This window comes from uncultured Agitococcus sp. (assembly GCF_937920075.1).
Classification (GTDB): Bacteria; Pseudomonadota; Gammaproteobacteria; order Pseudomonadales; family Moraxellaceae; genus Agitococcus.
This window is the reverse complement of record NZ_CALETI010000223.1, coordinates 1-7,251: the sequence shown is the minus strand read 5'-3', so window position 1 is coordinate 7,251 and position 7,251 is coordinate 1. Positions and strand designations below refer to the sequence as shown.

The 7,251-nt window shown below is 38.5% G+C and carries 5 protein-coding genes; 4 read left to right on the top strand and 1 reads right to left on the bottom strand.

Annotated features, from left to right (window positions below; genetic code table 11):
- Positions 1-118: 118 nt before the first annotated feature.
- Positions 119-3,148 carry a Tn3 family transposase gene (locus Q0212_RS08055; protein ID WP_107867158.1) on the bottom strand — a complete coding sequence of 1,010 codons (3,030 nt, stop codon included), beginning with the start codon at positions 3,146-3,148 and terminating at the stop codon, positions 119-121.
- 136 nt (positions 3,149-3,284) lie between these two features.
- Between Q0212_RS08055 and Q0212_RS08050 the strand changes: the two genes are divergently transcribed.
- From Q0212_RS08050 to repM (Q0212_RS08035), 4 genes are all read left to right on the top strand, one after another.
- On the top strand, positions 3,285-3,923 hold the full coding sequence (locus Q0212_RS08050) for a recombinase family protein (RefSeq protein ID WP_107867159.1): 639 nt from the start codon (positions 3,285-3,287) through the stop codon (positions 3,921-3,923).
- Between the two features lie 61 nt (positions 3,924-3,984).
- Complete coding sequence (repM, locus tag Q0212_RS08045; RefSeq protein ID WP_297924326.1) at positions 3,985-4,905, top strand: replication initiation protein RepM; 921 nt, start codon at positions 3,985-3,987, stop codon at positions 4,903-4,905.
- 365 nt (positions 4,906-5,270) lie between these two features.
- Positions 5,271-5,708: a DUF29 domain-containing protein gene (locus Q0212_RS08040; RefSeq protein WP_297924324.1), complete on the top strand. Its 438-nt coding sequence runs from the start codon at positions 5,271-5,273 to the stop codon at positions 5,706-5,708.
- Positions 5,709-6,434: 726 nt separating this feature from the next.
- Positions 6,435-7,251 (top strand): replication initiation protein RepM (repM, locus tag Q0212_RS08035; protein WP_297924322.1); only part of this gene is annotated, 817 nt, incomplete at its 3' end.

Sequence of the window (7,251 nt, the reverse complement as noted above, 5' to 3'; positions counted from 1 at the left end):
AAATATTCATAATACTGTCAAATTAAGACCATCAAAAAAAATATTGTACAATAAGGGTTTATAAGCCCAAACCGCCGAAAATTCTGATTTCCTAAAACATAGCCTCAATAGATTGTTTTTAGCCTAAAACCACACTTGAAACAAGTACATCTAAATCAATAGGCTGGCGATGATTTTTGAAAGTATAATGGCCGTTCAAATGAATATGCCGCCAAGCCACAGGTGATATTTTCTTGATGAAAGCAAGCGTTTTAGGGTTTTTGGTTCCATCAAATTTGTTGAGTAGTCGCGATAAAATGGCAGAGTTGTAATAAATAATAATATTGGCAAGAAGCCGAGCGCATTGATTACTGACCTCGATTTCTATATCTGTTTTGCCTATGAGCTCTTTTTTACCACCCACTTGAGCAATGACTGATCGCAACTGATGGTATGACTCAATCCTATTTTGCGAACGATGGATATTTCGCTGTAATTGAGGCTCACGCAAGTAACGTAAGGTGTAAATACTACGAATAAGCTTATCGAACTCGAAAATTGCTCGACGTGTTGGATTTTGTTGAGAGTAGTTACATAGTTTCCTAATTAACGAGCCTTGTGTTATTTCTTTTAGTCCAAGTGTTGCAACAATCTGATCTATATTTGATTTTTCAGTAGTGATCAGCTCTAAATCTATTTTACCAACAGGTCGAATAAGATATTTTTCATAGTTTACTAAATCTTCAGCACAATAAAGATGTTTTAACTGTGTATCCAAATCCGTAAAACGAGGCTCGAAGCGTGATCCAAACCAGTGCAAAACAGCAAAATTAGCTTTATTGATACTATGCATATCACCTGTAATAACTGATGGCGTAATATCCGAGTTATTGTGATACCAAATATCAAAGACGTGGTGTGCTTCAAGTTCATGAGCACCTATCAGCCATCCTTGCAATGGAATATGGTTACATAGCATCGTGTAAGCAACGACGCCCTTTCCTTTACCGAAATATTTTCGAGAGTAACGAGCTTTGACGGTTGGACGCTCAACCGAAAATTTTTGCCCATCAACACTGCCATAAAGAATACCTAAATCAAATGAATAATGAGAAAAAATGGGTAATGCTGCGATAGCATTACTGATTCGATCATTTGCCTCTTGCAATGAAGATGGTCGTAAATATTGTTGATACATGGTTTCTAACGCATGGTATGGAATATCGCTGGTTTGCGCCATCAACAAATTCCCGTGATTCATCGCTTGAGCGATAATAACCGCCATTAAATTGGTTGGGTCAGCGATTTGTTTGACATACCTAGGCTGTAAGGGAGTCATCGCCGATAAAAAATGGCATTGTGTATTCGTAAAGTGAAACACATCAGAAATATCACAAAATGACATTTGTTGATAAAAACTATCTTGTTGACAAGTATCTAGATTCGTTTTTAGTTTTTTCCATGTGATTTTTTTGCTTTTATGATCATATTCCACATGTTTCAACTTTCCTTGACGTAAATCACGATCGAAGGATAGCCATTGATGATGGAGCTCACGCCTTAATGCATCAAGCTGGCTGTTGATAGGCTGTTGCAGCCAAGGAATATCTAATTGACTGAGGATAGTTGAGCCATTACTAACATTCACTAATTCATCAGCAAAATTTCGATGTTGAATACTGTCATCCACATAGATTTCTCCCGACTTTAAACGCTTTCGCAGTTGACGATAAATCCAAAATTCGTAACGGTTAGCATCAACACCAGTGACCTTTCCATTTGAGTCAAAGGTGAGCAGGTAGGGTCGCAATCGTTGCGGGACAGTGTCTTCAATACATTCATGTAGCGGTCGTTGAGATAAACGTTGTTGCTTAGAAAAAACGTCTTTCATCCATGCTAACGCAGAAAGCCATGGGCTGGTAGTTGTATTACAAGAGAAGTTGATCGTGGTATATAGTGGGCGCAAGTGCCTTCGAATACGATCGGCTAGGTCATCTACCATTTGCCAGCGTAGTGATAATTCACTGACAGGCTTTTGGCTTAAGCGGTGACCTATTATTTCTAGTGTGTGTTTAGGGATAATAGAAAACGCTCGCTCACGCACTGTACCAAAAGGTAGGGTGTCAGCTACTTCGCTATCGACATACAATAATAGCAATCGGCCAACCTGTCTTGTTTCCTGCTGTCGCCCAGCCTGCTCTATGGCGTATTTTTTCTTTGCTTTGTTTTTTGTTTGATCTTCTAGAAGTTTCATATGATAGCCTAAGGCATCAATGAGATTGTCGGTAAATTGGCGATAGCGTTGCCACGCATAGCACAATAAATACAGATAAGTTTGTTCAGGCTTAAGTCGACGCAAATCGTAGATAGTATAGAAATTTGTCAGACTGGCATAATAACTTAGATTTTGGCGAGAAATGGCAAGTTTAGGTAAAAGTCGCGTGACAATCTCATAGATAGGAGCCAATGTCGTCCTTTTTTGTCGCTCTAACACCATTTGTCGGTAGCCAAAATGTTTGGCATCTTGTTTGAGAATAGCAAGGCCTGACAAGGCTTCATCACGGATTAACAATTGCTGAATAATATTCTGACTCGGCTCATCCAGCATATTGATGAGCAGCTTTGATAGGCGTTCACGCTCGGCAGATAAGGTTTCACTAATAAGCGTTTGTAAGGTTGTATGAGCAGGCCTAATGATTCTATTTTCATTCAAGTAAATAAGTAGTTCAGCAACAATAAACCGAGGAGAAACATCACGATGCACACTGTGATTAGCCTTGTTGACTAACTGAGGTAAAAATTTGGCAGACCAAAGATGATAGTTAAATAAGTACGCGATAGCTGTGCGCTGAGTATAATATTCATGCTTGGTAACAGACTTTGGAATCCACGTTTGGTCACCAAAGTATCGTTCTAGAATAAATTGACAATCAGTCTCTGTTTGTGACCACGAAAAGATAAAAAAGGCATACTTCGCTTTGAAATAGCCAATTTGTAAGGCACAATGCATTTGTGAATGTATTTCTTTTCGACTAAATATAAGTTTTAGTTCAGTCTCCGAAAAAGACAAATAATGCATCCTCTGATTGTCATCAAAATCAGGAAGAGCATATAAAGCAAATTGTTCAGCATCTGACAAAATGGTCAGTCTTTCACTATCTTGTGCCATGTGTACATAAAAACTGTATAGGTAAATACGAGCATTAATATAGCATCATGCTGTATATATAAAACAGTGAAAAAATAACATACAATTTATATAGTTTTATACCAATTTAAACATTAAGACAAAACGGGTGGTCTTCATGGCTAAAGTCATTGCGTATTTGCGTGCATCTACCGACAAACAAGACTTAAATCACCAAAAATTGGAAATATTAGAGTTCGCTAGAAGACAGATATTACATATTGATGAATATATTGAAATCACGATCTCATCTCGTCAAACGAGTAAGCAACGTAGAATTGATGAGCTAATGCAATTACTTGACGAACACGATACCTTAATTGTGACTGAACTCAGTCGTTTAGGCCGTAGCACGTCTGAGGTTATTGCTTTAGTTAATGCGTTGATTGAGCGCAATATACGAGTTATTGCCATTAAGCAAAGTCTAGATATTGCCCATCATGATATGAACTCGAAAATAGTAATAACCTTATTTTCTTTGTTTGCAGAAATTGAGCGAGACTTGATTAGTTTACGTACTAAAGAAGCATTATCAGCGAAAAAATCACAAGGACAGCAATTAGGAAAACCTAAAGGGACTTTACAGAAAAGTAAGTTTGATATGGATGTGCCAAGAATAACAGAGCTACTTGGTTATGGTTTATCCGTGCGAAAAATTGCTAAAGTGCTGGGATATAAAAGTCATATTGCGTTAAATACTTATATCAATAAACGTGGGTTACTGAATCAGAACGTCAAAACATCATCGGTAGGGTAGTATCAATCAGAATATTTTAAGTTATCGGAATTTTCGGCGGTTTGGGCTTATAAACCCTTTAATGAATGCTAGTTACAATCTAACTCTTGTAGAGCAAAGGCTGATTCTATTGGCGATTGTAGAGGCAAGGGAATCAGGTAAGGGAATTGATGCTAATAGTCCTCTTATTGTTCACTCAGACACTTATATAAATCAATTTGGTGTAGCAAAACACACCGCCTATCAAGCATTAAAGGATGCCTGCAAAGACTTGTTTACAAGACAATTCAGCTACCAAGAGCAAAGAGGCAAGGGGACAATAAACATCACAAGTCGATGGGTATCACAAATAGGATATGTAGATAATAAAGGGTTGGTTGAGATCATATTCGCCCCAGTAATCATTCCATTAATTACGCAGCTAGAAAAACAATTTACAAAATACGATATTGAGCAAATTAGCGAGTTATCAAGTGCTTATGCTGTAAGATTATATGAGCTATTGATTTGCTGGCGAAGCATAGGTAAGACCCCAATAATAGAACTGACTGAATTTAGAAAGCGAATAGGGGTACTTGATACAGAGTACAAACTAATGGCTCAACTAAAAGAACGTGTTCTTAATCTTGCAATTCAACAAATTAATGAACATACCGACATTATTGCGAATTACGAACAGCACAAGGCAGGACGCACCATTACAGGCTTTTCATTCACGTTCACCCAAAAGAAACAGGCTAAAGACGTAACTCCGAAGGCAAAAAAATCAGCAGCTAAACCAAAGACAACAAAACAAGAGGAACAGCTCGACTGGATGACTGCGGACATACTAGACCGCTTTATTGGCCTATCTTCTGCCAATCAAAAAACCGTTCTCGGCAAGGTGGAAACCTCGCTAAAAGGTGCAAAACAAGCTCGTTTTAAGGCCGCTAAAGGTGGAAGCATGAAGCAGTTAATTACTGAGTTTAGCCTCGACATCAACGAGGCTATGATGACGCTCTAACGCGCTACGCTTGTTTGAGGTGAGGCATGAATGAGCTTTACTCATTCATGCCTCACCTCTCTTGATGGCGATTGCATAAAAGCGATTATATGGCGGAATATAGGGTTTGTAATTAAAAATAATCTTATAAATGCCGAGCGCAGCGAGTGCATTAATTAGGGGTTCCGTAAAATTCGCAACAACCTAAGAACCTAACTACAAAAATAATGCTTGAAATGTAATGTAAAAGAGAAATCGTACTTTTTGCGATGAAATGTATTGAGATTCCTGCTATTTGCAAAACACTGTTTTTGACATGGTAGTAATCACTCGTATTAGCAGGAATGATTTTGGCCTATACTTGGAAAGCATACTGGAGACACAACATGGGCATTGCATACGAAAAAGACATTGTTGCTTGGGCAAATGAACAAGCTAGCTTCATTCGTGCTGGGCGTTTTGATTTGCTCGACATAGAACACTTGGCGGAGGAGATTGAGGACGTGGGCAAAAGCGAACAACGCGAGTTAGAAAATCGCATGGCTGTACTATTGGCACATTTGCTCAAGTGGCAATTCCAACCAACACACCGAGGCGCAAGCTGGCAAAAAACGATTAAAGTTCAACGCACTCAAGTAAACAGGCGTATTCAGAAAACTCCTAGCTTAAAACACACCTTGCAGGATGCTGAATGGTGGGACGATGCTTGGGGCGATGCCACTACACAAGCCAGCAAAGAAACAGGGATTGACGTGCTAAAATTCCCTGAAATTTGCCCTTGGACACCCGAGCAAATACTTGACGAAGAGTTTTTCCCTGAATAGAAATCAATAAACCCCTCAAAAATCGCGCATAAAGCGCGATTTGCGCCAAAGCAGTACCTTTGCACAAAAAAACAATTAAACGCTCTTAAAACGCAAAATAGAGGCCATAGCATTGATATTTTGTGTTTTGGGTTGCTTGTATTTTCATTTTTGAGTTAAAAACCCCTAAAAATTGTGTTTTTAGTCGTGTTTCGTTTCTTGAAACTGTCCTACTTGGTTTTAATCATCGTCTCAGGTAGTTAAACCAACTTACCCAGTGGTGCGATTAACCTAAGACCAGTTTCCAAAAACGCAATCAGTCGAGGCGTGATGACCTTCGCCAAAACAAATCAAGGGAATCGCCCCCCTATCAACCTAAAAATTTTAGCTTAGCGATAGTCAGTGAAAATTAGCGATGTTTCGTCCCCCCACTGGGGGGATTGAGGGGGGAGAAAAGCCGCCCGATTAGGGCGACATAGTCCACCATAAATCGTCAAAAAATCGAATTTGTGGACATCAAAAAATCCTCGCGCATACGTTTTTAATACTTTTAATACTTTTTAAATACAGAAGATAGAAGGAAATCGGCATAAATGGACATTTACCTACCAATAAATGGACATTTACCTACCAATAAATGGACATTTACCTACCAATAAATGACATAATATATTTAGTCAATTTATTGACATAAATAAAAAAGTCATTTAAATATAATTCAGTGCTTATAAAATCACAGGATTATTCATGAAGGACTTAATCGTTGTAAAAGACAATTCTCTAATCAATGCCAGTTATAACTTGGGGCTTGTAGAACAACGCCTAATACTGCTTGCTATTATTGAAGCTAGAAAAACAGGTAAGGGCATTGATGCCAATAATCATTTAACAGTATCCGCCGAAAGTTATATTTCTCAATTTGGTGTAGCGAGACAAACGGCATATCAAGCACTAAAAGATGCTTGTGATGATTTATTTGAAAGGCGTTTTAGTTACCAAGAAATAAATAAGAAAGGAAATATTGAACATATCCGTTCTCGATGGGTGAGTGAGGTTCGTTATATTGATAATGAAGCTCTTGTTAGACTAATTTTTTCTCCTGCTGTTGTCCCATTGATTACGCTTTTAGAACGTGAATTTACTAAGTATGACCTAGAGCAAATTAGTCAACTCAACAGTGCCTATGCCGTTCGTTTGTATGAGTTATTAATTGCATGGCGAAACATGGGAAAAACTCCAATTATTGCCTTAGAGGATTTTCGCCTACGCATTGGTGTAAGCAATCACGAATACACCATTATGGGTGACTTTAAAAAGCGCGTACTTGAACCATCAATCACTCAAATAAACACCCATACAGACATCATTGCTGCCTACGAACAACACAAAGCAGGGCGCGTCATTACAGGCTTTTCATTCACGTTCACCCAAAAGAAACAAGCGAAAGACGTAACTCCAAAGGCAAAAAAATCAGCAGCTAAACCGAAGGCAACAAAACAAGAAGAACAACTCGACTGGATGACTGCGGACATACTAGACCGCTTTATTGGCCTATCAATGGCAC